Origin of the sequence: Burkholderia pseudomultivorans (assembly GCF_902499075.1) — a bacterium.
Taxonomy (GTDB): Bacteria; Pseudomonadota; Gammaproteobacteria; order Burkholderiales; family Burkholderiaceae; genus Burkholderia; species Burkholderia pseudomultivorans.
In genome coordinates this window covers 1-22,911 of sequence record NZ_CABVPP010000055.1, presented here as the reverse complement: position 1 = coordinate 22,911, position 22,911 = coordinate 1, and the positions used below count along the sequence as shown (strand labels likewise).

The 22,911-nt window shown below is 68.6% G+C and carries 20 protein-coding genes and 1 pseudogene; 10 read left to right on the top strand and 11 right to left on the bottom strand.

Annotated elements, in window-relative coordinates; all coding sequences use genetic code 11:
- Positions 1–101: 101 nt before the first annotated feature.
- Both BST28156_RS27280 and BST28156_RS27275 read left to right on the top strand, forming a co-directional pair.
- Positions 102–1,244 (top strand): porin, encoded by a 1,143-nt coding sequence (locus BST28156_RS27280; protein ID WP_060238126.1) that lies wholly within the window; start codon positions 102–104, stop codon positions 1,242–1,244.
- A 227-nt stretch (positions 1,245–1,471) separates the two neighbouring features.
- Positions 1,472–1,774 (top strand): DUF4148 domain-containing protein, encoded by a 303-nt coding sequence (locus BST28156_RS27275; RefSeq protein ID WP_174903838.1) that lies wholly within the window; start codon positions 1,472–1,474, stop codon positions 1,772–1,774.
- 126 nt (positions 1,775–1,900) lie between these two features.
- Here BST28156_RS27275 and BST28156_RS27270 read toward each other — a convergent pair whose 3' ends face one another.
- Positions 1,901–2,848 (bottom strand): LysR family transcriptional regulator, encoded by a 948-nt coding sequence (locus BST28156_RS27270; RefSeq protein WP_060238129.1) that lies wholly within the window; start codon positions 2,846–2,848, stop codon positions 1,901–1,903.
- 200 nt (positions 2,849–3,048) lie between these two features.
- Between BST28156_RS27270 and BST28156_RS27265 the strand changes: the two genes are divergently transcribed.
- Together BST28156_RS27265 and BST28156_RS27260 are read left to right on the top strand one after the other, a co-directional pair.
- Entirely contained in the window at positions 3,049–5,232 is a 2,184-nt protein-coding gene (locus BST28156_RS27265) for an FUSC family protein (protein ID WP_174903837.1), read from the top strand.
- A gap of 137 nt (positions 5,233–5,369) precedes the next feature.
- On the top strand, positions 5,370–5,582 hold the full coding sequence (locus BST28156_RS27260; RefSeq protein WP_009690746.1) for a hypothetical protein: 213 nt from the start codon (positions 5,370–5,372) through the stop codon (positions 5,580–5,582).
- A 207-nt stretch (positions 5,583–5,789) separates the two neighbouring features.
- Here the strand turns inward: BST28156_RS27260 and BST28156_RS27255 are convergent, their stop codons facing one another.
- Entirely contained in the window at positions 5,790–6,899 is a 1,110-nt protein-coding gene (locus tag BST28156_RS27255) for a DmpA family aminopeptidase (RefSeq protein ID WP_174903836.1), read from the bottom strand.
- 55 nt (positions 6,900–6,954) lie between these two features.
- Positions 6,955–8,361: an APC family permease gene (locus tag BST28156_RS27250; protein ID WP_059602908.1), complete on the bottom strand. Its 1,407-nt coding sequence runs from the start codon at positions 8,359–8,361 to the stop codon at positions 6,955–6,957.
- Positions 8,362–8,495: 134 nt separating this feature from the next.
- Between BST28156_RS27250 and BST28156_RS27245 the strand changes: the two genes are divergently transcribed.
- Positions 8,496–9,296 carry a helix-turn-helix transcriptional regulator gene (locus BST28156_RS27245; RefSeq protein WP_059602911.1) on the top strand — a complete coding sequence of 267 codons (801 nt, stop codon included), beginning with the start codon at positions 8,496–8,498 and terminating at the stop codon, positions 9,294–9,296.
- Positions 9,297–9,404: 108 nt separating this feature from the next.
- Here the strand turns inward: BST28156_RS27245 and BST28156_RS27240 are convergent, their stop codons facing one another.
- Complete coding sequence (locus BST28156_RS27240) at positions 9,405–10,256, bottom strand: dienelactone hydrolase family protein (RefSeq protein WP_009690740.1); 852 nt, start codon at positions 10,254–10,256, stop codon at positions 9,405–9,407.
- Between the two features lie 160 nt (positions 10,257–10,416).
- Here BST28156_RS27240 and BST28156_RS27235 point away from each other — a divergent pair.
- Both BST28156_RS27235 and BST28156_RS27230 read left to right on the top strand, forming a co-directional pair.
- A pseudogene (locus BST28156_RS27235) lies at positions 10,417–10,518 on the top strand (LysR family transcriptional regulator); the annotation flags it as partial.
- 309 nt (positions 10,519–10,827) lie between these two features.
- The gene (locus BST28156_RS27230) at positions 10,828–11,202 is read left to right on the top strand and encodes a COG4315 family predicted lipoprotein (RefSeq protein ID WP_059602914.1); all 375 of its coding nucleotides are present in this window, start codon (positions 10,828–10,830) and stop codon (positions 11,200–11,202) included.
- A gap of 140 nt (positions 11,203–11,342) precedes the next feature.
- Here BST28156_RS27230 and BST28156_RS27225 read toward each other — a convergent pair whose 3' ends face one another.
- Positions 11,343–12,860 (bottom strand): CoA-acylating methylmalonate-semialdehyde dehydrogenase, encoded by a 1,518-nt coding sequence (locus BST28156_RS27225; RefSeq protein WP_174903835.1) that lies wholly within the window; start codon positions 12,858–12,860, stop codon positions 11,343–11,345.
- 69 nt (positions 12,861–12,929) lie between these two features.
- Positions 12,930–14,288: an omega-aminotransferase AptA gene (gene aptA, locus BST28156_RS27220; RefSeq protein ID WP_174903834.1), complete on the bottom strand. Its 1,359-nt coding sequence runs from the start codon at positions 14,286–14,288 to the stop codon at positions 12,930–12,932.
- A gap of 105 nt (positions 14,289–14,393) precedes the next feature.
- Here aptA and BST28156_RS27215 point away from each other — a divergent pair, with 105 nt between their 5' ends.
- On the top strand, positions 14,394–15,359 hold the full coding sequence (locus BST28156_RS27215; RefSeq protein ID WP_174903833.1) for a LysR family transcriptional regulator: 966 nt from the start codon (positions 14,394–14,396) through the stop codon (positions 15,357–15,359).
- Positions 15,360–15,381: 22 nt separating this feature from the next.
- On the opposite strand, the gene BST28156_RS27210 is transcribed toward BST28156_RS27215, so the two are convergent.
- Positions 15,382–16,638 (bottom strand): MFS transporter, encoded by a 1,257-nt coding sequence (locus BST28156_RS27210; RefSeq protein WP_174903832.1) that lies wholly within the window; start codon positions 16,636–16,638, stop codon positions 15,382–15,384.
- 144 nt (positions 16,639–16,782) lie between these two features.
- Complete coding sequence (locus tag BST28156_RS27205; protein WP_060238158.1) at positions 16,783–17,253, bottom strand: MarR family winged helix-turn-helix transcriptional regulator; 471 nt, start codon at positions 17,251–17,253, stop codon at positions 16,783–16,785.
- A gap of 173 nt (positions 17,254–17,426) precedes the next feature.
- Here BST28156_RS27205 and BST28156_RS27200 point away from each other — a divergent pair, with 173 nt between their 5' ends.
- A complete protein-coding gene (locus BST28156_RS27200) occupies positions 17,427–17,918 on the top strand; it encodes a 2,4'-dihydroxyacetophenone dioxygenase family protein (RefSeq protein ID WP_174903831.1) in 492 nt (163 codons plus the stop codon).
- Between the two features lie 21 nt (positions 17,919–17,939).
- Here the strand turns inward: BST28156_RS27200 and BST28156_RS27195 are convergent, their stop codons facing one another.
- The 3 genes from BST28156_RS27195 to BST28156_RS27185 form a co-directional block, all read right to left on the bottom strand.
- Positions 17,940–19,295, bottom strand: coding sequence for an MFS transporter (locus BST28156_RS27195; protein ID WP_174903830.1), 1,356 nt, complete (start codon positions 19,293–19,295; stop codon positions 17,940–17,942).
- Between the two features lie 92 nt (positions 19,296–19,387).
- Positions 19,388–20,746 carry an MFS transporter gene (locus BST28156_RS27190; protein WP_174903829.1) on the bottom strand — a complete coding sequence of 453 codons (1,359 nt, stop codon included), beginning with the start codon at positions 20,744–20,746 and terminating at the stop codon, positions 19,388–19,390.
- Between the two features lie 173 nt (positions 20,747–20,919).
- Positions 20,920–21,879 (bottom strand): MBL fold metallo-hydrolase, encoded by a 960-nt coding sequence (locus tag BST28156_RS27185; protein WP_060238174.1) that lies wholly within the window; start codon positions 21,877–21,879, stop codon positions 20,920–20,922.
- Positions 21,880–22,056: 177 nt separating this feature from the next.
- Between BST28156_RS27185 and BST28156_RS27180 the strand changes: the two genes are divergently transcribed.
- Positions 22,057–22,911 (top strand): IclR family transcriptional regulator (locus BST28156_RS27180; RefSeq protein ID WP_174903828.1); only part of this gene is annotated, 855 nt, incomplete at its 3' end.

Below are 22,911 nucleotides of genomic sequence, written 5' to 3'. Positions count from 1 at the left end.
GGAAAGGTTCGCTCGCACGCGTCCGTGGCATCCCGGACGATCCGCATTCCTATACTTGCGCCGAACTTTTCGTTTCCGGTTCCACACGCAGGAGTCTTCCCATGAAAAAAACCTTCGTTGCGGGCGCATCCATCGCCGCGCTGTTCGCCCCGCTCGCCCATGCACAAAGCTCGGTCACGCTGTACGGCCTGATCGATGCCGGCATCGTCTATACCAACAACGCCAACGGCGCGTCGCTGTGGCGCCTGAACAGCGGCACCGTCAACGGCAGCCGCATCGGCTTTCGCGGCACCGAGGATCTCGGCGGCGGCCTGAAGGCGCTGTTCGTGCTCGAGAACGGCTTCAACCTGAACAACGGCGGGCTCGGTCAGGACGGCAAGCTGTTCGGCCGCCATGCGTATGTCGGCCTGAGCCACAACGACTACGGCACGGTGACGCTCGGCCGCCAGTACGACACGATGGTCGACTTCGTCGCGCCGCTGTCCGCGACGTCGGGCGACTTCGGCGATACGAGCTTCGCGCACCCGTTCGACAACGACAACCTGAACCACTCGCTGCGCATCAACAACGCGGTCAAGTACACGAGCAACACGATCGCGGGCTTCAAGGTCGGCGCGATGTATGCGTTCTCGAACGCGACGAACTTCGGCGCCAACCGCGCATACAGCGTCGCGGCAAGCTATACGAACGGCCCGCTGAAACTGGCCGGCGCATACCTGCAGATGAACGGCACCAAGGGCACGACCAGCGCGAGCCCGGGCGCGACCGACGCGGTCGAGGCGAAAAGCCTGAACCAGGGCGGCTGGTCGATCGGCTCGGACCGCATGCGCACGTACGGCGGCGGCGCCAGCTACGTGTTCGGGCCGGCAACCGTCGGCTTCGTCTATACGCGCTCGCAGTACGACAACACGGGCTCGTTCGGCTCGACCGGCCAGATCGCGTTCAACAACTACGACGTGAACCTGCGCTATGCGGTGACGCCGGCCTTCAGCGTCGGCGCGGCCTATGTGTATACCGACGCCAGCGTGTCGAACCCCGACAGCAAGCACGGCACTGATCCGAAGTGGCATCAGGTCGACCTGCAGGCCGTCTACAAACTGTCGCGCCGCACCGACGTCTATGCGGAAGCGATCTACCAGCACGCGTCGGGACGCGGCTACCAGGCGTTCATCGACGGCTCGGGCGGCGCATCGAGCACCGCGAACCAGGTCGTCGGCACGATCGGCATGCGTACGCGCTTCTGATCCGCATCGCGCCGCGCCGGCCGGCGGCCGGCGAGCCCTCGTCTTTGCCAACGGGAACGGGGGCGCGCCGGGCGCGCGACGCGGCGCGAATGTTGTGCCATCTGGAAGGCTGCGTGCCTGGAATCGGGGTTTTTACGCGTGCCCCCGCTGCGTAGACTGGCATCGACGGTTCAGATCGCACCTCGATGGTCATCCCGGACCGCCATCCCAGTCCACAGGAGAACATCGTGAAATCGCTCGTCGTCACCGCCGCCGCTGCCGTCCTGCTTGCCGCACCGGTCCTGTCGTTCGCCCAGTCGGCGAAGTCGCCCGTCACGCGCGCGCAGGTGCTGCAGGAGCTGTACGACCTCGAATCGGTCGGCTACAACCCGTCGCTCGGCGACGCAGGCAACTACCCGGACGACATCATGGCCGCGCAGCAACGCCTTGAAGCGAAGCGCCTGGCCGAACGCAAGGCCGCGCAAGCCGCATACGGTCCGGCCGGCACGCCGGCGACCGAATCGGGCACGGCCGCGCATCCGGCGCTTTGAACGCATCGTGCGTCGCGCCGCCGCGGGCGGCGCCTGCAAAGCGATCGCCGGGCGATGCACGTCCGGCGCTTGCGTTTCCGTTGTCGGCTATTTCTGCATGCGGCGCTCGACGCGCCGCGTTCGCCGTCACGCGGCCTGCCGTTCCCGGCCGATCGTGTTCAGCATCTCGACGTCGTGCGCGATCATCGCCGGCACCTGCGCGCGCAGCAGCTCGACCCAGGTGCGCACCTTCGCGTCGATGAAGCGGCGCGACGGATACAGCGCATACACGTTCATCTTCTGCAGGATGTGTTCCGGCAGCACGCGCACGAGCGATCCGTCGCGCAGCGCGTCGATCGCCGAATACAGCGGCAGCATGCCGATCCCGATCCCGTCGCGGATCGCGAGCGCGAGCGATTCGGCCGTATTGGTCTGCACCGGCCCCGCGACATGAATCTGCTCGACGCCGCCCGGCCCTTCGAGCACCCATTCGTGCGTCGGGAACGCCGGCGTGCAGAGCGTCAGGCACGCGTGCGCGCCGAGGTCCTGCGGACGAGCCGGCGCGCCGTGCCGCTTCACATAGTCCGGCGACGCGCACAGGATGCTGAAGGTCGAGCCGAGCAGGTGCGACACGAGTTCCGAGTCGGGCAGCGACGACGCGGTCACGACCGCCGTGTCGCTGGTGCCGTCGAACAGGTCGGGCATCCGCTGCGACAGCGACAGCTCGATCGACACGTCCGGATACTGCGCGTGGTAGCGCGTCAGCGCCGGCAGCACATAGTGATGGCCGACGCTGGCGAAGCTGTGCATGCGCAGCACGCCGGCCGGCCGCTCGTGCGCACAGCTTGCCTCCTCTTCCGCGCGGTCGACGTCGGCGAGGATCTGCCGGCAGCGCCGCAGATAGCTCTCGCCGGCCGACGTCAGCGCGAGACGGCGCGTCGAACGATTCATCAGACGGGTGCGCAGGCGCGCCTCGAGTTCCGACACCGCGCGCGACATCGCGCCCGTCGTCGAATTCAGCGATTGCGCGGCCGCGGTGAAACTGCCCGTCTCGACGACGCGCGTAAACACCCGCATGTTTTGTAGGGTATCCATTCCTGTTCACGACCTGTAGCGGAGCCGCCATTTTCCTCCAACGGATGCGACAGATTGTTACCCGGCGTGCAACTATCGTTTCCCCGCAGCTGCGTTAATGCGCGCCCGCCGCACTCCTACAATCGGCGCCTCACCAGTCGAACGGGCCCGTTCGGACGGGCCGCGGCACCTGCCGGGCACCGGATGCGCCCCCTCTTTTCATGAAGCCACCCTCAGCGATCGAGCGATCTTCCATCGAACCGGCCCGATGGAGGACCTGGCTCGATCCGCTCGGCGACGCCGCGCGCGACTGGGCCGCCAGCGACGGGCTGATCTGGCTGCACCTCGCGAAAACGGTGTTCGCGGCGCTGCTCGCGATGGGCATCGCGATGCGGCTCGAGATGTCGCAGCCGCGCACCGCGATGACCACCGTGTTCGTGCTGATGCAGCCGCTGTCGGGGATGGTGTTCGCGAAGAGCTTCTATCGCGTGCTCGGCACCGCCGCCGGCCTCGTCGCCGCGCTTGCGCTCGGCGGGCTGTTCGCGCAGCAGCCCGAGCTTTACATGGCCGGCATCACGCTGTGGATCGGCTGCTGCATCGCGCTCGCGGTGCGCAACCGCCACTTCCGCTGGTACGGCTTCGTGCTGGCCGGCTACACGGCCGCGCTGATCGGCCTGCCTGCGGTGATGTCGCCGCAGACGCTGTTCCAGTCCGCGCTCACGCGCGCCGCGGAAGTCGCGCTCGGCATCGCGTGTTCGGGCGCGGTCAGCGCGCTGATCCTGCCGCTCAGTTCCGCGAAGGCGCTGATGCGCTCGCTGAGCGCGCGCCACGCGAATTTCGCGGCCTTCGCGACCGGCGCGCTCGCTGGCGATCTCGCGCGCGGCGATTTCGAGCGGCGCTTCGCCGATTTCGTCGACGAGATCGTCGGCTTCGAGGCCAATCGCGCGTTCGCGTCGTTCGAGGATCCGCACATTCGCGCGCGCAGCCGCCGGCTCGCGCGGCTGAACAGCGAATTCATGAACGCGTGCACACGGCTGCATGCGCTGCACCAGCTCGTCAAGCGACTGCGCGCCGGTCGCGCGGATGCGGTGCTCGACGCGCTCGCGCCGCATGTCGACGCACTCTCGCAGCGGCTGGCCGCGCTGCGCGACGAACGGCAGCGCGGCATCGCATCGACCACCGGCGCGCTGCTCGAACTGCGCCGCTTTCACGGCGCGTTGCCGAAGGCCGCGCGCGCGTCGCGGCGCGAGCTCGAGGCGCATGCGGCCGGCGGCGTGCTCGATTTCGACACGGCGATCGAGCTGATGTACCGCTTCATCGGCGAATACCTCGGCTATGCCGACACCTACGCGTCGCTCGACCAGGACGACCATGCGTTCGAGCGCTCGGTCACGCACTACAAGGTCAAGACCAATGCGTTCTTCGTCGGCTTCACGTTCCTGCGCACGATCGTCGCGGTCGGCGCGATGAGCTGCTTCTGGATCGCGTCCGAATGGCCGAGCGGCTCGCTCGCCGTGATCGCCGCCGCAATCGCGTGCGCGCTCAGCTCGACCTCGCCGCGCGCGCCGAAGTTCGTCGCGCAGATGGCCGTCGGCGCGGCGTTCGCGACCGCCGTCGGCTATCTCTACCTGTGCTACGTGTATCCGAACATCGACGGCTTCCCGCTGCTGTGCGCGACGCTCGCGCCGGTGCTCGGCTTCGGCGCGTTTCTCGCGATGCGGCCGGGCATGTCCGGCTACGGGATCGGCTTCGCGGTGTTCTTCTGCCTGCTCGCGGGCCCCGACAACGTGATCGCGTATACGCCCGAGGTGCTGATCAACAACGGCCTGGCGGTGGTCGTCGCGATGCTCGTGTGCGCGATCGTGTTCGCGGTGGTGTTTCCGACCCATATGCCGTGGCTGACGGGCCGCATCGCGCACGACCTGCGCCGCCAGGTGACGCTCGCCTGCGAAGACGCTCCGGAAGGCCTCGCGCAGCGCTTCCAGTCGAGCACGCACGACCTGATGGCGCAGCTGCGCACGCTGCTGGTGCGGCGCACGCGGCAGCATCGCGACGCGCTGCGCTGGATGCTCGCGACGCTCGAGGTCGGCCACGCAGTGATCGACCTGCGCGACGAGCTGCATGCGTTCAGCGAAGCGAAACCGCCGCAGACGCTGCGCTGGACCGAATCGATCGACGCGGTGCTGCATGAATTGCCGCGCTTCTTCGACGACCCGACACCGACCCGTCATGCGCGCACGCTGAAATCGGTGAACCTCGCGATCCGCGCCGCGCAGCACGCGCTGCAGGCGTGGTACGCGGTGCCCGACGCGCGCCGCCGGATGCAGCGCATCGTCGGCTGCCTGCACTTCGTGCGCAGCGCGCTGCTCGACAAGGACGCGCCGTTCAACCGGCATCGCCGTTGAGCCTCGATGCGCACGCAACGTCATCCTTGTTCCAGATGCAAATAAGCTCTCCAGCCCGGGCGATTAATCTTTAAGCAGTGCGATCCTATAGTTTCCTCACTGCCAGCAAGACTGGCGATCACCCAGGAGAAGTCAAAATGAAGCCGCTGCACCTCGCCCTCGTTGCCCTGTCGCTCACCGCCGCTGTCGCCCACGCACAGCCGGCGCAGGCCGACGCCGTCCAGCAACAGGCGAACCGTGCCGAAGCCGTGAAGGCCGCAGGCCGCGTCGATCGCTCGCAATCGAACCAGGAAGACCCGAATGCGTGCGTCGGCCCGGTCAGCTTCTGCAACGTCTACTTCGGCAGCTGAGCATGACGCCGCGTGACGGCCAGCCCGCCGCACCCGCTTCGCATGTGCGGGCGTCCGGCGGGCCGATCGAGCGCCGCCCGCATCATGCCCGTCGCGAATGCGCGCAGGATTCGCGGCATGCCGGTCGCCGTGCCCGGCCCGTTCGGCGTCCGGCACAGGCGCACCATCGATCGACGTGAGCCGACGCCGGCTCACCACGCTTTCGCATCACCCACCCCGCCCCGGCCGCCAGCCGACTTCGCGCAACGCATCCATCAAACGTGCGTGACCCAGCCCTTCGACGCGCGCACCGCGCGACACCACATCGCCGCCCGCGACGAGCGCATTCACGATCGCTTCCTCGACCGCTTCGGCCGCTGCCGCGAACAGCACGGAAATATGGTCGTTGTTGACCATCTTCACGTCGGTCGTCGGTGCGCCCTTGCTGCCGTAGTTGGCCGCCGGCAGCCCGTCGTTGCCCGTGGCGAACGCGAGAAACAGGTCGCCGCTCGAATCCTCGGTGCCGCCGCCGACCCGCGCGAGCCCGACGCTCGCCCGCTGCGCGAGCCGCGTGCATTGATGCGGCAGCAGCGGCGCATCGGTCGCGAGCGTGACGACGATCGACCCCATCCCGGCCTCGCCCTTCGCGTCCGGCGCACGGAACGGCGAATGCACGTGCCGCAGCACTTCGCCGACCGGGTAGCCGGCCACGCGCAGCATTTCGCGCACGCCGTAGTTCGCCTGCACCAGCGCGCCGACCGTCCAGCCGCCCGCGTCGGCCGCGAGCACGCGCGAGGCGGTGCCGATGCCGCCCTTGAACTCGTGGCAGATCATCCCGGTGCCGCCGCCGACGCCGCCTTCGGCGACCGGCCCCGACTGCGCGGCCGCCAGCGCCTGCCGCACGTGCGACGCATTCACGTGCTGCCCCCAGATATCGTTCAGCAGTCCGTCGTAGGTTTCCATCACGACCGGCATGCACCAGTACACGCGATCGCGCGCCGCGTCGCGTTCGGCCGCGATCAGCGCGTCGCGCACGACGCCGACGCTGTGCGTGTTCGTATAGGCGATCGGCGTCGTCAGCAGGCCGGCCTCGCGAATCCATTCGAGCCCGGTCGCATCGCCGTTGCCGTTCAGTACGTGTACGCCCGCGAAGCACGGCGCATCGTGCGCGGCGCCCGCGCGCGGCTCGATGACCGTCACGCCGGTGCGAACCGACGCGTCGCCGTTCTCGACATTCAGCGTGCAGTGTCCGACCCGCACGCCCGGGACGTCCGTGATCGCGTTGAAGCGGCCCGGCGTGCCGAGTCCGATGCGGATGCCGAGGTCTCTCGTGCGCATGATGCCAATCCTCCAGTCTTTCGGTTGTTCAATCGTGTGTCGATGCGGCCGGCGCTCAGAGCGCGCGGAACGCGTCGCTGTGGCGCGCCCACGCCGCGTACATCGCGAGCGCGGCGACCAGCAGCCCGGCGATGATGATCAGGTCGGTCGACTTGGTCGCCGTCGCCAGCGTCGTGTACAGCGTATAGGCGGCGCCCGCCACCGCGACGAGCGGCGTCACCGGCCAGAACGGCATCCGGTAATGATGCTCGACGTCGCGGCGCACGAGCCGGCTCGCGAGCGCGGCCAGCCCGACGACGAGATAGATCAGCAGCAGCAGGTCGACCGTGAACGCGGTCAGCTCGTCGAGGCTCGACACGAACACGAGGCCCGCCGACGGCACCGCGAGCGTCAGCGTCGCGAGCCACGGCGACTCGAAGCGCGGATGGATCGTCGAGAACGCGCGGTTGCAGGTGCGCGACCACAGTGCGTGGCGGCCGCTGCTGTACAGCAGGCGCCCCATCGTGATCACGATCGCGATGATCGCATTGAACACCGACAGGAAGATCCCGCCGCTGACGATGCGCGACACGACCGGATTGCTGAGCGAGCGCACCACGTAGCCGATCGGGTCCGCGCTCTTCGACATCTCCGTCAGCGACGGCGCGCCCAGCACGATCGCGGTCAGCGGCACCAGTTCGACGACGAGGATCACGAGCAGCGAATACAGGACCGCCTTTGCGACGTTGCGATTGCCGCCGCGCAGGTCTTCGGCGAGATACGCAGCCGAGCCGAAGCCGTTGTAGCAGAAGATCGCCGTGCCGATCGCGGGCACGATCGCCGCGAGCGTCGCCGGCACCAGCGCATTGCCGCTCGCGACCACCGGTGCGACCAGCACGTCGGCGCCGCGATGCGGCGAGCCGAAACCGAGCCCTGCGATCAGCATCAGCACGCCGATCTCGACGGCGAGGAATGCGCCGGTGATCCACGCATTGGTCTTGATGTTCAGCATGCCGAGCACGTAGCTGAGCAGCACGATCGTCAGCGCGACCGTCTGGTTGCCGAAGTGCGTGCCGAGCGCGTTGTTCAAATACGGTGCAGCGCCGCTCGCGAGCACGGCCGGGATGAACACGCTGACGGCCAGCACCGCGATGAAGGTCAGGTAGCCGGGCAGCGTGCCGAACACGCGCTTGGCCATCACGTATTCGCCGCCCGCGCTGCGGTGCGCGGCGCACAGTTCCGCATAGCAGAGCGCGAAGGCGAACGCGAGCACGCCGCCGAGCGCGAACGACAGCACCGCGCCGCTGCCGGCCTGCTGGATCGCGAACGGCGCGATCACGAAGATCGAGCTCGCGGGCGTCACGCCCGACACGGTGATCATCACCGCGTCGCGCACGCCGAGCGTCTGCGACAACGCGCGCGGCGCGTCCTGCGTTGCAGGCGCCGCTTGCACGGTGCCTGTCGATTCCGACATCATCGCCATTTCGTTCTCCTGTGTCCCGCTATGCTGCTTTTTTTGGAACGCCCATACTCGGGCCCGTCTGATTGCGTGGCAGTCTAGGAAGCCAATTTCAGGACCGCTATTCCCCCTTCGTGTTACGCCCTTCCGGTGGTGGTATGGATCGTCTGTTTTCCGAAGTCGCGATGCACCAGGCGCTTGGCCGCGTGATCGATCATCTTGGCCAGCCGCGCTTCTGGCGTTTCCTGGTGCTGCTGCTCAACGAAATGGTGCCGTTCGACAACGCGCTCGCGACCTCGATCGGCCGCGACGGCGTGCCGCTCGTGCTCGACGAATACGATGCGGGCGGCACCGACGATGTATCGCCGGTGCCGCTTTACCTGAACGGGTTATATCTGCTCGATCCGTTCCTGCAGGCCGCGCACGACGGGCTCGCCGACGGCTGCTACCGGCTCGAGGAAGTCGCGCCCGACCTGTTCCGGCAGAGCGAGTATTTCCTCAGCTACTTCCGCGACGCGGTCGGCGACGACGAGATCCAGATCCTGCTGCGGCCGAACCCGGACACGCTGCTGTCGCTGTCGCTCGGCGCAGGCGCCCGGTTCGACGTGGAGCCGCTCGGCAAGCTGACGGCCGCGATGCCGTGGGTGCTCGCGGCGATCCGGCAGCACTGGCGACTGACCGGCGACGCCGCGCGCGCGACGCCCGACGACGATCTCGGCGCGCGCGTCGAACGGGCGCTCGCGCGGTTCGGCGCGGGCCTGCTGACCGATCGCGAGATGGCGATCGCGCGGATGGTGCTGCGCGGCAATTCGTCGAAGGCGATTGCGGAACGGCTGGCGATTTCTCCGGAGACGGTGAAGGTGCATCGGCGGCATCTGTATGCGAAGCTCGGGATTTCTTCGCAGCCGGAGCTGTTTTCGCGATTTATCCAGGCGCTGGGGGAGGATGCGGCGGGATAGGCGCGTGCGTGTCGCCGCGCGGTTTCGGCGTGCGGTCGCGCGCGGCGCAACCGGGCGGATCGTGCGGGTCGGTCGATGCCGGCCGGCGTTCGCCGGCCCGCGTTCCGCTCACTTCGCGAGCAGCCGCGCTTCGAGGTAGTCGACCACCCGCTGCTGCGCGTCCTCGCGCGCGGCCGGCTCGGTGCCCTCGATCGGGATCACGCCCGCCCGCGTCGTGAACGTCGGCACCGCATGCACCGGCATGTTCGGCCAGTCGAAGTCGTGATACGCGCCCGGATACGCATGGAACGTCGCGTCCGTGCCCGGCGCGACCGAATCGAACAGCGTCTTGCATGCGGCGAACGGCGACCATACGTCGTCCTCGCCGATCAGCACCAGCAGCGGCACCGTGCTCTGCCACACCGCGCCCTGCGCCTTCACGTTGCAGCTTCCCGGGTAGAACGCGACCGCCGCGCGGAAATCGCCGTCCGGCAGCGACCCGGGCCGCGCCGGACTCGACGCGCGGATCGTGTTCAGCACCGTGCCGCCGCCCTGCGACCAGCCGACGATGCCGATGCGATCGGGCTGCACGGTATCGAGCGATTGCAGATAGCGCAGCGCGCCATAGGCGTCGAACGGCCGCGCGCGATAGATCGCACCGACGAAATGCGCAGGCGCGCACATCTCGCCGTGATGACGCGGATTGAAGCTGTCGACCTCCAGCACCGTGATGCCGATCGCATTGAAACGCTCGGCCCAGTCGCGCTCGCGGGAATAGACCTTACCCGACTTGGCGAACATGCCCGAGCAGCCGTGCAGGAACACGAGCGCCGGATGACGGCCGGCGCCGGGCGCGGGAAACAGGTAGCCGTCTAGCGTCGTCGCCGGCGGGCCGTCGGTCGACGGGAAATGGACCAGCGTCTGCGCGCCCGCCATCGCGGACAGACAAGCCAGCATGACGGACATCAGCAGTTTGCGCATCGGCGACTCCCGTTTCGTCGGATGGAGCGAGAACGGAAACCGGCCCGCGCCGGTTGACACGCCAGGCGAGGTGGCCCTGCGCGGGCCGTTCGCGACAGCCAACTGTCAGGTCGGGCAATGCGGCGGCGGATCTGGCGGCTGGCGCGGCCGGGTCGAACGCCTCGCACTGCGCGACGCGCATCCATCGTTGCGCGTGCACGTGTCGGCCGGCATGTCGGCCGAACTCGCGAACCGCGTCGCGGCCGGCGAACTCGCCGCAGCACCAGCCGTGTTCCGCTGACGACGCGCGCCTCGCCCTCCGTTCGGCCGAACGCGCTCCAACAGTTTCTGCCGCGAAAACCGTCCCGCCGTTGCGTGACGGTCACGCATGGCCGATACGCCCCCGTTGCGCTCGCAGCCCTGCGAAAAACCGCCTATCGTGAATGAAGCGCCCCCGTGCGCCGCCATCCGACCCCGCGTCGCTCGCACCGGCGGCCACGGCGCCGCGTTCCGGCACCATTCGTCGCGATCCTCGCGCAGGCTCCGCCTGGCGCGCGATCCCGATCGCCCACCGGACTACAAGGAGGCAACCATGAAAGCCGCGCTGCTCGTCAGTTCCGCCCTGCTCGCCATCGCGTCCGCTTCGGCTTCGGCCCAAGGCTCGATCACCAAAGTCGAAAACGGCGCACTCGTCGCCGCGAACGGGATGACCGTCTATACGTTCGACAAGGACAAGGCCAATGCCGGCACCAGCGCATGCACCGGCCAGTGCGAAACCTTCTGGCCGCCCTACAAGGCCAGCGCGACCGACGTGCCCGTCGGGCCCTACACGATCGTCAAGCGCGACGACGGCAGCCCGCAATGGGCGTACAAGGGCAAGCCGCTGTATTTCTTCTCGAAGGACATGAAGCAAGGCGATCGCAACGGCGACAACTTCAAGGAGATGTGGCACGTGGTCGCGCCGTAAGCGCACATTCGATGCGCCGGATGTAAAAAAGCCCGCCCCGATCGAAAATCGGGACGGGCCTTCGCGCCGGCCGCCGCGCACGCGCCGCCGCCGGCGCGGCGGGCATGGCATGCGGCCAGGGTTCGCGGCAGTGGTGCGCGTCAGCGATTCGACGGGAAGCTGAACACCGTGCCTTCGCGCACGCCGGCCGACGGCCAGCGCTGCGTGATCGTCTTGCGCTTCGTGTAGAAACGCACCGCGTCCGGGCCGTACGCGTGCAGGTCGCCGAACAGCGAGCGCTTCCAGCCGCCGAACGAGTGGTACGCGACCGGCACCGGCAGCGGCACGTTGATGCCGACCATGCCGATCTGGATGTTGTCGCTGAAGTAGCGCGCGGCCTCGCCGTCGCGCGTGAACAGGCACGTGCCGTTGCCGTACTCGTGCGCGTCGATCAGCGCCATCGCCTCGTCGAGCGACTTCAGGCGGATCACGCCGAGCACCGGCCCGAAGATCTCGTGCTGATAGATCGGCATGCCGGGCTTCACGTTGTCGAACAGGCACGGGCCGAGGTAGTAGCCGTCCTCGTGACCGTCGACCTTCACGCTGCGGCCGTCGACGACCAGCGATGCACCCGCCTCGACACCCGCCTCGACGAAGCTCGTGACCTTCTCGAAATGCTGCTTCGTGACGAGCGGGCCCATGTCGACGCCTTCGCCGGTGCCCGGGCCGACCTTCATCTTGTCGATCTCCGCCTTCAGGCCCGCGACGACCTTGTCGCCCGTCTCGTCGCCGATCGCGACGACCAGCGGAATCGCCATGCAGCGCTCGCCGCACGAACCGTAGGCGGCGCCCATCAGCGCGTTCACCGCGTTGCCGATGTCGGCGTCCGGCATCACGACCGCGAAGTTCTTCGCGCCGCCGAGCGCCTGCACGCGCTTGCCGTGCGCACAGCCGGTCGAGTAGATGTATTCGGCGATCGGCGTCGAGCCGACGAAGCTGACGGCCTTCACGCGCGGGTCGGTCAGGATCGTGTCGACCGCTTCCTTGTCGCCGTTCACGACGTTCAGCACGCCCGGCGGCAGGCCGGCTTCGAGCGCGAGCTCGGCCATGCGCAGCGTCGACGACGGCGTGCGCTCGGACGGCTTCAGCACGAAGGTGTTGCCGCATGCAACCGCCATCGGCCACATCCACAGCGGCACCATCACCGGGAAGTTGAACGGCGTGATGCCGGACACGACGCCGAGCGCCTGGAACTCGCTCCATGAATCGATCGCGGGGCCGACGTTCTTGCTGTGCTCGCCCTTCAGCAGCTCGGGCACGTAGGTCGCGTATTCGACGTTCTCGATCCCGCGCTGCAGTTCGCCCATCGCGTCGGCGAGCACCTTGCCGTGCTCGGCCGTGATCAGCGCGCACAGTTCGTCCGCATGCTCCTCGAGCAGCGTCTTGAAGCGGCTCATCACGCGTGCGCGCTTCAGCGGCGGCGTGTTGCGCCATGCCGGGAATGCGGCCTGCGCGGACGCGATCGCGGCTTCGACGGTCTGCTTGTCGGCCAGCGCGACGCTCTTGTTCGACGCGCCGGTGGCCGGGTCGAACACCGGCTGCACGCGGCTGCCGCCGTCGACGCGCTTGCCGTCGATCAGGTGGCCGAGGGTGGAAGTGACGTTGCTATCGTGTTTCATCGTTCGGGCTCTTTCGTGAATTCGGTAATCGCAGTGGTGCGTAGTGACGCGTTTCGGACGGCTCGCCGCTCAGTCCACTTCGTTCAACGCGTCGGACAGCGCATTGATCATGTTGTCGATCTCGCGCTTCTCGGCGATGAACGGCGGCGCGAGCTGGATCGTGTCGCCGCCGTAGCGCACGTAGAAGCCCTTTGCCCAGCAGCGCATCGCGATCTCGTACGGACGGCGCGCGGGCTCGCCCGGCAGCGCGGCGATCGTCAGGCCGGCCGCGAGGCCGTAGTTGCGGATGTCCGCAATATGGCGCTGGCCCTTCAGCCCGTGCACGGCCGCCTCGAAATGCGGCGCGAGGTCGCGCACGCGCCCCACCGCGTCCTCCTTCGCCAGCAGGTCGAGCGCCGCGACGCCGGCCGCGCAGGCGACCGGGTGCGCCGAGTACGTATAGCCGTGCGGAAACTCGAGCATGTACTCGGGGCCGCCCGCGGCCATGAAGGTGTCGTAGATTTCCTTCGACGCGACCACGCCGCCGAGCGGCTGCACGCCGTTGGTCACCTGCTTCGCGAAGTTCATGATGTCCGGCGTCACGCCGAACGCTTCGGCGCCCGTCATCGCGCCGGCGCGGCCGAAGCCCGTGATGACTTCGTCGAAGATCAGCAGGATGTCGTGCGCGGTGCAGATCTCGCGCAGGCGTTGCAGATAGCCCTGCGGCGGAATGATCACGCCGGCCGAACCGGCGAACGGCTCGACGATCACCGCGGCGATGTTCGACGCGTCGTGCAGCGCGATCAGGTCGAGCAGGCGGTCGGCGAGGTCGGCGCCGCGCTCGGGCATGCCGCGCGTGAACTTGTTCTCGGCCAGTTGCGTGTGCGGCAGGAAATCGGCGTCGAGGCCCTGGCCGAACAGCTTGCGGTTCGGCCCGATCCCGCCGACCGAGATGCCGCCGAAGTTCACGCCGTGGTAGCCCTTCTCGCGGCCGATCAGGCGCGTCTTCGTGCCCTTGCCCTTCGCGCGCCAGTAGGCGCGCGCCATCTTCAGCGACGTGTCGGCCGCTTCCGAGCCCGAGCCGGTGAAGAACACGTAGTCGAGGCCGGCCGGCGTCAGGTCCTTGATCCGGTTCGCGAGCTCGAACGATTTCGGATGGCCGAACTGGAATGCCGGCGCGTAGTCGAGCTGCGCGACCTGGCGGCTCACCGCTTCGACGATTTCGGTGCGGCCGTGACCGAGGCCCGTGCACCAGAGACCCGACAGGCCGTCGAAGATCTTGCGGCCTTCGGCGTCGGTGTAATAAGCGCCCTTGCCCGACACGATCATGCGCGGGTCGGACTTGAACTGGCGGTTGGCGGTGAACGGCATCCAGTGCGCGTCGAGCCACGCGGCGTCGGTGCGAACGGTCGTCTCTTCCTGTTTCGGAGCGGTGATGCTGTCGGTCATGTCGGTCGGCGCGGCGCGCCCCTCCTCCTGGTGATGATGTTGCGCATTGTCGGGAAGCCAATTAGTCTTTTGAATATCGCAATATCAATATTCACTTGCGCAATTATGCAAGCAAAGAAACCGAAGAGCCGCGCGCTGCTCGGGCAGCTCAGCGACATGGATCTGCGGTTGCTGCGGGTCTTCAAGGGCGTCGTGCAATGCGGCGGGATGGCGGCGGCCGAACTGGAGCTGAATATCGGCATCTCGACCATCAGCCGGCACGTGAAGGATCTGGAGACGCGCCTCGGTCTGGTGCTGTGCCGGCGCGGCCGCGCGGGCTTCACGCTGACGCCCGAGGGGCAGACGGTGTACGAGGAGACGCTGCGGCTGCTCGCGTCGATGGAGGCGTTCCGCAGCCGGGTCGACGGCATTCACGACCGGATGGGCGGCGAGCTGCACATCGCGGTGTTCGACAAGACCGCGACCAATCCGCAGGCGCGGCTCGGCGACGCGATCCGCCAGTTCGCGGACGAAGCGCCCGACGTCGCGCTGAACCTGCACGTCGCGTCGATCAACGAAGTGGAGCGCGGGATCATCGACGGCAGCTATCAGGTCGGGATCATTCCCGCGCACCGCAGCTCGGGCAGCCTCGTGTATTCGGAGCTGTTCGACGAGCGGATGCTGCTCTACTGCGGCCGCCAGCACCCGCTGTACGACGCGCCGCACGGCAAGCTCACCTGGACGACGATCCGCAACCATGCGTTCGCGGGGCTCGGCTTCCATTCGCCGAACATGGAACTGAGCCACCGCGCGAAGCTCACGCGCGGCGCGACGGCGTCCGACCAGGAGTCGATCGCGACGCTGATCCTGTCCGGCCGCTTTCTCGGCTTCCTGCCCGACCACTACGCGGAAAGTTTCGAGAACAAGGGACTGATGCAGCCGATCGCGCCGCACCGGTTCAACTACCGGTGCCGGTTCGTGAGCCTGCTGCGGCGCTCGCCGCGGCCGTCGCGGGCCGCACTGCTGTTCCAGTCGTGCCTGGAAGCCGCCCATGCCGCGCATGCGGCGCCCCGGCCCGACGACAGCGCCTGATCGGAGCGATCGCGCCGGCCGGTCACGCGTCGTACCGGTCGATCGTCTCGTCCGGGGCCGGCGGCGGCCGCTTGCGCGTGACGAAATACACGGCGACGAGCGCCGCTGCGAAGCCGGACGCCGCGCCGACGCCGAGCGCCCAGCGCGGACCGAGATGGTTCGCGACCCAGCCCGCGACCGGCGCGCCGATCGGCGTGCCGCCGAACGCGACCGCGAGGCGCAGCGCCATCACGCGCCCGCGCATCGCCGGCTCGGTCGACAACTGCATCAGCGCGTTGGTCGAATTGGTGAAGGTCATCGCGGCGATCCCGGTCATCACGAGCGCCGCCGCGAACAGCCAGTAGCTCGGCGCGAGTGCGCCCAGCGTGCAGCCGACGCCGAACATCGCCGCGCCGGCCCACAGATGCCGGAATTGCGGCCGTTCGCGACGGGCCGCGAGCAGCGCGCCCGAGATCGTGCCGACCGCCATCATCGACGACAGGATGCCGAAGCCGCGCGCGTCGACATGGAACACGCCGGCCGCCATCGTCGAGATGAACAGCGGGAAATTCAGCCCGAAGGTGCCGATCAGGAACAGCATCGCGAGCGTCGCCTTCAGGTCCGGGCGATGCCACACGTAACGAAACCCTTCCAGCAGGCTGCCGCGCCGGTGGCCGGCCCGTGCGTTTTCGCGCAGCTCGTCGACGCGCAGCCGCGACAGCGACGCGAGCACCGCGACGAAGCTGAGCCCGTTGATCAGGAACGCCCAGCCCGTGCCGACCGACGCGATGATGAAGCCGGCCGCCGCCGGCCCGATCATCCGCGCCGCGTTGAACGACGTCGAATTGAGCGCGACTGCGTTCGCGAGCTCGCGATCGGCGACCAGCTCCGCGACGAAGGTCTGCCGCACCGGCGCATCGAACGCCGACGCGCAGCCGAACAGGAACGCGAACAGATACACGTGCCATAGCTGCACGACGCCCGTGACCGTCAGCACGCCCAGCACGAGCGCGAGCGCGCCCATCAGCGCCTGCGTCGCCATCAGCAGCCGGCGCTGGTTGAAGCGGTCGGCCGCGTAGCCCGTCCACGGCAGCAGCAGCAGTTGCGGGCCGAACTGCAGCGACATCACGATGCCGACCGCCGACGCGTCGTGGTGCGTCAGCTGTGTCAGCACGAGCCAGTCCTGCGCGGTGCGCTGGATCCACGTGCCGATGTTCGACACCAACGCGCCCGCCGCCCACACGCGATAGTTGAAGCTGCGAAGCGAGCGGAACACGCCGCCCGCGGCCGGCACGCTCATGGCCGCTCCGGAGCACGGCCGCCGTGCAGCGCGCGAACGGGATGCGCGACGGCACTCGCGACGCACGCGCCGCCGATGCGGTACGACTTCAAATACGGAATGTCCATGTTCAGGCTTTCCTTCCGCCGCGCGGGTCGATGCAGTTCACGGGCGCGCCGGTTCGTCGAATTCGGCAAGCCGCTGCAGCAGCTTCACGGCGGATGCGAGCTCGGCCTGTTCCTGCTCCGACAGTTGCGCATGCAGCGCGCGGAACAGCCAGTCGTCCTTGGCGGCCCGGTCGGCCTGCAGCACGTCGCGGAAACCGGGCGTCAGCGCGATCAGCGTCTGCCGGCCGTCGGTCGGATCGGGTTCGCCGCCGACGGCGCCCATCGCTTCCAGCGTCGCAACCGTCACGCGCATCGACTGCGGGCGCACGCTTTCCGCGCGCGCCAGCGCGGACACGGTCGCGGGGCCGTCGCGGTCGAGCCGCAGCAGCACCGATTTCTGCGAGGACGTGAGATCGTTCGGGTGGGTTTGCTCGCGCATCCGGCGCATCAGCTTGCCGACGGAGATGCGGAGTTCGCCGGCGAGACCGGCCAGCGGAGGCGTTGCGGGGGACGAGGATCGCGGGTTCATGGCCTCGACGATAGCATATATGCAGTAAAACTGTACAGTTTTACTGCATATATCGCCGGACGGCCTGCCTTGGGTGCGTCCCCGTCGGCGATAGCCGGCCGCGCCGAGCTTAGTCGTGCGACAGGCGCTCTGCGATAATGCGCGCTCGTTCCCTCCGCTTCCGCCTTCTCGCCATGACGCAGCCGCCCGCCCCGCTCCCGACCGACCTGCCGCCGATCTCGTGCCTGCCCGGCGACGCGTTGCCGTGGCTGCCGATGAGCGCGGACCTGCCGGGGCTCGCAATCAAGTATCTGCACATCGACGCGGCCGAGGACACGCTGACCGCGCTGCTGAAGATGCCGGCCGGCGGCACGCTGCCGCGCCATCGCCACGACGGACGGGTGTTCGTCCATACGTTGCAGGGCGCGTGGCGCTACCGCGAGTACGACTGGATCGCGCAGGCCGGCTCGACCGTGCTCGAACCGGCCGGCTCGGTGCATACGCCGGAAACGCTCGGCGCGCCGGGCGAGGACGTGATCACGTTAAACGTGATGCGCGGCGACCTGGTGCTGCTCGACGACGACGGCCGCGAAACCGCGCGCGAGAACTGCCGCGTCGCACTGCTGCGGCAGCGCAAGCATGCGCGCACGGCGCCCGGCGACGTCGCGCCGTTCGTCACGCGCTGAGCGGCGGGCGACCGGGTCTCGTCACTCCGACACACCCGCCTCCGCCGCGCCGCGCGGCGCCGCCTGCACGCCGACCAGCATCGCCACCGCGCACGCGGCCAGCAGCGCGGCGATCATCAGCATCGCCGGATCCATGCTGCCGGTTTGGGTGCGGATCACGCCGACGATCCACGGCGTGATCATCCCGCTCGACACGCCGATGCTGCTGATCAGCGCGATCCCGCCCGCCGCGCCGGCGCCCGAGAAATACGCGGACGGCACCGCCCAGAACACCGGATGCGCGGCGAAGATCAGCATCGCGGCGACCGACAGCAGCGCCATCATCGCGACGATGCTCGGCAGGTGCAGCGTCAGCAGCGCGAGCGCGGCCGCGCCGCCGAGTGCGCACGCGGCAAAGTGCCAGCGCCGCTCGCGGCGGCGGTCCGAACGCCGCGCGATCGCGATCAGGCCCGCCGCGCCAATCGCGTTCGGCACGATCGACAGCAGGCTGATCTGCACGACGTCGTGGATGCCGAATTCGCGGATCATCAGCGGCATCCAGAACAGCAGCATCAGCAGCGCGGTGGTCAGCGAGAAGTAGATGAACGCGAACAGGTAGGTGCGCGGCTGCACGAGTACCTGCCGCAGCGACCGTGCCGCCTGCGCGGGCGCATCGGCGCGGTCGGCGGCCAGGTCGGCCGCGAGCCGCTGCCGGTCGTCGTCGGACAGCCAGCGCGCGTGTTCGGGACGATCGCAGAGCCAGAACCACGCGATCACGCCGAGCAGGATCGCCGGCGCGCCCTCGATCGCGAACATCCATTGCCAGCCGTGCAGGCCGAGCAAACCCGACATGCCGCGCATGATCCAGCCCGACAGCAGGCCGCCGATCATCCCCGCGACCGCGACGCCCGCATAGAAGATCGACAGCACCGACGCGCGCCGCCGCGCCGGATACCAGTACGTCAGGTAGAACACGACGCCCGGGAAGAAGCCGGCCTCGAACACGCCGAGCAGGAAGCGCAGCGCATAGAAGTGCCGCGCGCTGTCGACGGTGATCATCGCGACCGACACGGCGCCCCACAGGAACATGATCCGCGCGAAGGTGCGGCGCGCGCCGAAACGGCGCAGCAGCGCATTGCTCGGCACCTCGAACAGCACGTAGCCGACGAAGAACAGCACCGCGCCGAGGCTGTACATCGCGTCGGTCAGGCCGAGATCCTGCCGCATCTGCAACTGCGCGAAGCCGATGTTGCTGCGGTCGAGGATCGACACGATGTAGCAGATGAACAGGAACGGCACGATCCGCGCGCCGATGCGGCGATACAGCGCGTGATTGTCCGTCGCGCTCGCGCCGGACGCGACGGTGCGCGCGACGTCGGCTCGAAGGGGGGATGACATCGATGGTCTCCTCGATGAATGCGTGTGCAGGTACGCGGGCGTCGACGTGGCATGCCGGCCGCCGCCGCCCGCGCGCAGCGTCCGGCCTGCGTTCAGTTGCGTTGCGCCGCGCGCTCGTCCTTCACGCCGAGCATCAGCGCCGCGCCGCTGACCACCAGCAGCGCGGCCAGCAGGTACACGGCGAGGTCCATGCTGCCGGTGCGCGTGCGGATCAGCCCGATCACCCACGGGCTGACGATGCCGCTCGTAATGCCGATGCTGCTGATCAGCGCGATCCCGGCGGCGGCCGCATTGCCCGACAGATAGCGGGTCGGCACGGCCCAGAAGATCGGCAGCGCGGCGAAGATCAGCGTCGCGGCGATCGACAGGCAGGCGAGCATCGCGGCAAAGCTGTGCAGATGCAGCGTCAGCGCCGCGAGCGCGAGGCCGCCGCCGATCGTGCAGGCCGCGAAGTGCCGGCGGCGTTCGCCGGTGCGGTCCGAGCGGCGCGCGATCAGGATCAGCCCGACCGCGCCGACCGCGTTCGGCACGACCGTGTAGAGGCTCACCGCCACGACGTCGGTCACGCCGAAGTCGCGAATCATCAGCGGCATCCAGAAGTTGAGCGTCAGCGACGCGCAGGTCAGCGAGAAATAGATGAACGCGAACAGGTACACGCGCGGGTTCGTCAGCGCGGCGGCCAGGCTGCGCCGGTCGTGCGCGTCGTGCGCGTCGTGCGCCGTGCCGCGCCCGTCCGCGCACAGCGCGGCGACGCGCGCCTTTTCGTCGGACGTGAGCCACGCAGCGTCCTGCGGACGATCGACGAGCAGCATGAACGCGACGAACGCGAGCAGGATCGCCGGCGCGCCTTCGATCGCGAACATCCACTGCCAACCGTGCAGCCCGAGCACGCCGCTCATGTCGCGCATGATCCAGCCCGACATCAGGCCGCCCAGCACGCCCGCGACCGCGACGCCCGCGAAGAACACCGAGATCGCCGCCGCGCGCCGGTTGGCCGGAAACCAGTAGGTCAGGTACAGCACGATGCCGGGGAAGAAGCCGGCCTCGAACACGCCGAGCAGGAAGCGCAGCACGTAGAAATGCGACGGCTGCGACACGAACATCATCCCGGTCGACGCGATGCCCCACAGCAGCATGATCCGCGTGAAGGTGCGGCGCGCGCCGAAACGCGCGAGCAGCATGTTGCTCGGCACCTCGCAAAACACGTAGCCGACGTAGAACACCGCGGCGCCGAGGCCGTACATCGCATCGCTGAAGCCGAGGTCGTGCTTCATCTGCAACTGTGCGAAGCCGATGTTGATGCGGTCGAGGAACGACACGACGTAGCAGAGGAACAGGAACGGCACGATCCGCCATGCGATTCTGCGGAACAGCAGCGCGTCGTCCGTTGCTGAGGAAACCGAAGCGCCCGCGTGCGCGAGCGTCGCTTCGGCGGGAAGCGATTGGGGCATGTCTGTCTCCAAACCGGCCGCGCGAATCGGGCGCGCAGCCGTCACCGAGGGCGTGCGTGCGCCCTGCTTTCTAATTGGATCGGATACGGGCGGGCCGGCCGCGGCAGGCAGCCGGTCGCCGCTTCAGAAAAAAGGCGGAGCGCCCTGCCGGGTGCTCCGCCGTCGTGTGCCGGTCAGCTCTGCAGCGCGGTCCACATTTCCTTGTCGCGCTCCGCCGTCCAGATGCGCGGATGGGTAATGCCGCTCGCCTCGTCGAATGCGCGCGACACGTCGAACGGCAGGCAGTGCTCGTAGATGAACACGTGGCCGAACTTCGGATCCATCGCCTCGCGCGTGAGCGCCATCGCGGCCTTCAGGTCGAGCTTCTGCTCGACGGCCTTGCGGCCCTGCGCGAGCAGCGTCGTCACGAAATCCTTCGTGTAGTCGAGGCCCTGGTTCACCTCGGCCGGATTCAGCAGCGCGGGGCCGCGGCCCGGCACCAGCTTCTCGGCGCCGAGCGCGCGCAGCGCCTCGAGCGTGGCCGGCCACTGTTCGAGCTGCGCGTCGCCGCAGTAGCACGCGGCGTCGTATTCGACCAGGTCGCCCGAGAACAGCACCTTCTGCGACGGCAGCCAGACGATCGTGTCGCCCTTCGTATGGCCCGAGCCGACGTGCATGATCTTCACTTCGAGCTTGCCGAGGAACAGCGTGATCTCGCGCTCGAACACGAGCGTCGGCCAGGTCAGGCCCGGCACCGTCTCGACGCCCGCGAACAGGCGCGGGAAGCGCTCGATCTCCGACTTCATGTCGGCCTCGCCGCGCTCGACGATCATCTCGTACGTGCCGCGGCTCGCGATCACCTGCTGCGCGCCTTCGGCGAAATACGCGGACGCGCCCAGCACGCGCACCGCGTGGTAGTGCGACAGCACGACGTGCTTGATCGGCTTGTCGGTCACGCTGCGGATCTTCGCGATCAGGTCCTGCGCCATCGCCGGCGTCGCGGTCGTGTCGACGATCAGCACGCTGTCGTCGCCGATGATCACGCCGGAGTTCGGGTCGCCTTCGGCGGTGTACGCGTACGCGTTCTCGGACAGCTGCGTCCAGGTGACTTTCTTCTCTTCCAGATCGGCTTGGGAGGCGAATGCTTTGGCCATGTTGCGTTCCGTGGCTGCGAGCCATGTGTTGAGGGGAGTGAGCGGATCATCGGCCTGCGCCTGATATTTGTCAATGACAAATTGACTTGCTATTGTCTAATACGGGTAAACCTGCGGGCTGGCGCGCTAAATGGCGTCGGATACCATGCGGGGTTTCGTCATCGGAACAATCATCGCGTGCAGAACCACGAAGACAGCGCAGACGACGCGCCGCAAAAGGCGCAGCGCGGGATCCAGAGCGTCGAGGTCGGCGGGCGGCTGCTCGACGCGCTCGCGCGCCGGCGCAAGCCGCTCGGGCTGTCGGAGCTGGCGGCGGCAGCCGAGCTGTCGACCGCGCAGGCCCACACCTATCTCGTCAGCCTGACGCGGCTCGCGCTCGTGAAGCGCGACGCGATCACCGGCAACTACGAGCCGGGGCCGCTGTCGCTGCGGCTCGGGCTGATGTCGATCGAGCGCCAGCCGGCCTATCGCGCGGCGCTGCCTCATGCGACACGGCTCGCTGAAACGGTGGGCCTGAGCGTCGCGCTGTCGGTGCCGGCCGTGCTCGGGCCGACGATCGTGCGCATCGAGCACGGCGGTTATCCGCTGCATGTGAACCTGCATGTCGGCTCGGTGATGTCGCTCGACACGACGGCCACCGGCCGCGTGTTTCGCGCCTTCGGCGACCCGGCGCAGCTCGACGCGATGGCGGCCAGCCAGGCGGGCGCGGGCAGCACGCTGGCGGGCGCCGACGGCACGCCGCCCGCGCCGGATGCGCGCGAGCGTCAAGCCGAACTCGACGCGATCCGTGTGCGCGGCATCGAGCGCAGCGTCGATCTGCCGAGCCCGGGCGTCAGCGCGATGTGCGTGCCGGTGCTCGACGCCGACGGGCGCCTGCAGCTCGCGCTGACGGTCATCGGTTCGTCGGGGTCGATCGACGTCGCGTGGGACGGCCCGATCGCGACCGCGTTGCGCGACGCGGCGCGGCAGGCGACCGCCTCGCTCGGCGCGGCGCCCGGCGCGCTGCCGGCCCCGGCCGCGCCCGCCTCGCCG

Coding starts and splice junctions, on each gene's coding strand:
- BST28156_RS27260 (WP_009690746.1), top strand. CDS start 5,370: ATGAAGCCGCTGCACCTCGCCCTCGTTGCCCTGTCGCTCACCGCCGCT.
- BST28156_RS27250 (WP_059602908.1), bottom strand. CDS start 8,361: ATGGCGATGATGTCGGAATCGACAGGCACCGTGCAAGCGGCGCCTGCA.
- BST28156_RS27280 (WP_060238126.1), top strand. CDS start 102: ATGAAAAAAACCTTCGTTGCGGGCGCATCCATCGCCGCGCTGTTCGCC.
- BST28156_RS27215 (WP_174903833.1), top strand. CDS start 14,394: ATGCAAGCAAAGAAACCGAAGAGCCGCGCGCTGCTCGGGCAGCTCAGC.
- BST28156_RS27195 (WP_174903830.1), bottom strand. CDS start 19,295: ATGTCATCCCCCCTTCGAGCCGACGTCGCGCGCACCGTCGCGTCCGGC.
- BST28156_RS27200 (WP_174903831.1), top strand. CDS start 17,427: ATGACGCAGCCGCCCGCCCCGCTCCCGACCGACCTGCCGCCGATCTCG.
- BST28156_RS27240 (WP_009690740.1), bottom strand. CDS start 10,256: ATGCGCAAACTGCTGATGTCCGTCATGCTGGCTTGTCTGTCCGCGATG.
- BST28156_RS27190 (WP_174903829.1), bottom strand. CDS start 20,746: ATGCCCCAATCGCTTCCCGCCGAAGCGACGCTCGCGCACGCGGGCGCT.
- BST28156_RS27245 (WP_059602911.1), top strand. CDS start 8,496: ATGGATCGTCTGTTTTCCGAAGTCGCGATGCACCAGGCGCTTGGCCGC.
- BST28156_RS27255 (WP_174903836.1), bottom strand. CDS start 6,899: ATGCGCACGAGAGACCTCGGCATCCGCATCGGACTCGGCACGCCGGGC.
- BST28156_RS27230 (WP_059602914.1), top strand. CDS start 10,828: ATGAAAGCCGCGCTGCTCGTCAGTTCCGCCCTGCTCGCCATCGCGTCC.
- BST28156_RS27270 (WP_060238129.1), bottom strand. CDS start 2,848: ATGGATACCCTACAAAACATGCGGGTGTTTACGCGCGTCGTCGAGACG.
- BST28156_RS27185 (WP_060238174.1), bottom strand. CDS start 21,879: ATGGCCAAAGCATTCGCCTCCCAAGCCGATCTGGAAGAGAAGAAAGTC.
- aptA (WP_174903834.1), bottom strand. CDS start 14,288: ATGACCGACAGCATCACCGCTCCGAAACAGGAAGAGACGACCGTTCGC.
- BST28156_RS27265 (WP_174903837.1), top strand. CDS start 3,049: ATGAAGCCACCCTCAGCGATCGAGCGATCTTCCATCGAACCGGCCCGA.
- BST28156_RS27205 (WP_060238158.1), bottom strand. CDS start 17,253: ATGAACCCGCGATCCTCGTCCCCCGCAACGCCTCCGCTGGCCGGTCTC.
- BST28156_RS27210 (WP_174903832.1), bottom strand. CDS start 16,638: ATGAGCGTGCCGGCCGCGGGCGGCGTGTTCCGCTCGCTTCGCAGCTTC.
- BST28156_RS27225 (WP_174903835.1), bottom strand. CDS start 12,860: ATGAAACACGATAGCAACGTCACTTCCACCCTCGGCCACCTGATCGAC.